3 protein-coding genes are annotated in these 1,651 nt (G+C 61.3%); 1 reads left to right on the forward strand and 2 read right to left on the reverse strand.

Annotated elements, in window-relative coordinates:
• Nucleotides 1-481, forward strand: a 481-nt coding sequence (locus tag BLQ03_RS18500; protein ID WP_217629801.1) for a hypothetical protein, incomplete at its 5' end; no start/stop codon positions are given.
• Nucleotides 482-1,006: 525 nt separating this feature from the next.
• Here BLQ03_RS18500 and BLQ03_RS17625 read toward each other — a convergent pair.
• Both BLQ03_RS17625 and BLQ03_RS17630 read right to left on the reverse strand, forming a co-directional pair.
• Complete coding sequence (locus BLQ03_RS17625) at nucleotides 1,007-1,342, reverse strand: XRE family transcriptional regulator (RefSeq protein WP_090757588.1); 336 nt, start codon at nucleotides 1,340-1,342, stop codon at nucleotides 1,007-1,009.
• Nucleotides 1,339-1,651 (reverse strand): type II toxin-antitoxin system RelE/ParE family toxin (locus BLQ03_RS17630; RefSeq protein ID WP_139166820.1); only part of this gene is annotated, 313 nt, incomplete at its 5' end. The genes BLQ03_RS17630 and BLQ03_RS17625, both read right to left, overlap by 4 nt.

Here is a 1,651-nt window from a genome sequence, read left to right on the forward strand (position 1 = left end):
CCTCACCGCTACCGCCACCACCAAGAAGGAAGCCGCCGCCCTGCGCGCCGCCGTCCAGGCGTCGGTGAAGGAGGCCCAGGACCGGAGCGCGAAAGTCCTCGATGCGGCCGAGCGGGTCATCGACCGAAGCTACCAGGCCAACCTCCAGGCGGCCCGGGACGGGGCCGCCAAAGCCGTGGCCGGGCTGCAGGACGAGGTCACGCAGGCGGCCAACCGGATGCGTCTGGAGGCCCTGAAAGGCAGCCGGCAGGCCCTCTACTGGTCGGGTGGGGTGTTTGCCGTGGCGGGCGGCCTGGTCGCCCTGGGTGCCCTCCTGGGCGTTCTGGGGCACTTCTGGCTGCAGGGACGGGCCGACGCCCGCGCCTTCGGGGAGCATCCGGGGATCTTCTGCACGGGAGCAGGTGGAACCGTGGTGACCAACCCCGAAAAACGCCGGTTCTGCGCCTTCTGGATCGACCCGCCAATGCAGGCCGGAGAATGAAAAAACGTCTATAATCTACTTTTTGCGACAAGGATAAAAAATGCGGCCTTCAATCGCCCTCGCAGCACTCGTTTTAATGGCAGGATGCGTGCCTGAGTCCAATGTTCCTATTGGGCAAACCCTGCCGAACTGTGGCTACCGAGGACCAGGTCCAGATCAATCCACGCGAATTGAGCACCCAGTAACAAAGGAGGGTGGCCCTTTCGTGGGCATTGCAACAGAATACGTTGGCTCAGAATACATCAACAGTCAGCGGTTCAGCCTTCTGAACTGCAAGACACGGCAGTTGACCCAAGTTGAGACAGGTGTTTTGCACAGCTCCGATATGCAAACCTTGTTTGAGAGGATCGATATTCTCCGGCGTGAAGGCCGTCTGACCAGAACAGGGCAGCTTGAAAGGCTCTCGACCGAAAATGGCTGGACCTACATCGAAGGCTCGCCTCGTCCAGAAAATGGACGGGTCAAATGCGCCTGCGAGTTGGTAGGATTGTAGAACCTGAACAGGTTACCAAGACCTATCACCCATCAGCGGGCAACCACTTCCGCAGCGTCCTGGCTGAACTGGTCGATCCTGATCTGACGGTCGGGAAAGCGCGCCACGATCTCCAGCTCGCCCCCCATTGCCTGAATGAAGCGGCGCAGCGTCCCGATGTACATGTCGGTGCGCTTCTCCATCTTGGCGACGGACGCCTGGTTGATCTGGAGGATCGCCGCCAGCTCCTCCTGGGACAGCTTCATGGCCCGGCGCACCTCGGCTAGGGCCATTTCGCTCTCAAGCGCCTCGGACTTGGCACGGGCGCGGTCCTGCGCCTCCGGCGACATCCGGTTGCGAAGCGTCGAAAAAGAACTGCGTCCGGTCATTTCCTGATCAATCCTTCTGCCGTGAGGGCGTCGATGTGCTGATCATAGAGGGCATCGGCCACCGGGATCATCTCTTCGTAGAACCTGTCATTCCCCGTCTTGTCGCCGCCGATTAGCAGGATCGCCGTGCGCCGGGGATCGAAGGCGTAGAAAACCCGAAACGGATTCCCATGGCTCTGCACCCGAAGCTCGCGCATGTGGTCGTGCCGGCTGCCGTTGATCCCGCTGGAATGCGGATAGGGCAGATTGGGACCACGGGCCTCAAGGCGCTGCACATAGGCATCCACATCCTCCTGTTCGGTCTCGGTG

Origin of the sequence: Paracoccus chinensis (assembly GCF_900102885.1) — a bacterium.
In the GTDB taxonomy this organism is placed as follows: Bacteria; Pseudomonadota; Alphaproteobacteria; order Rhodobacterales; family Rhodobacteraceae; genus Paracoccus; species Paracoccus chinensis.

Excerpts from the sequence above, each read along its gene's own strand:
- BLQ03_RS17625 (WP_090757588.1), bottom strand. The coding sequence starts at position 1,342 with ATGACCGGACGCAGTTCTTTTTCGACGCTTCGCAACCGGATGTCGCCG.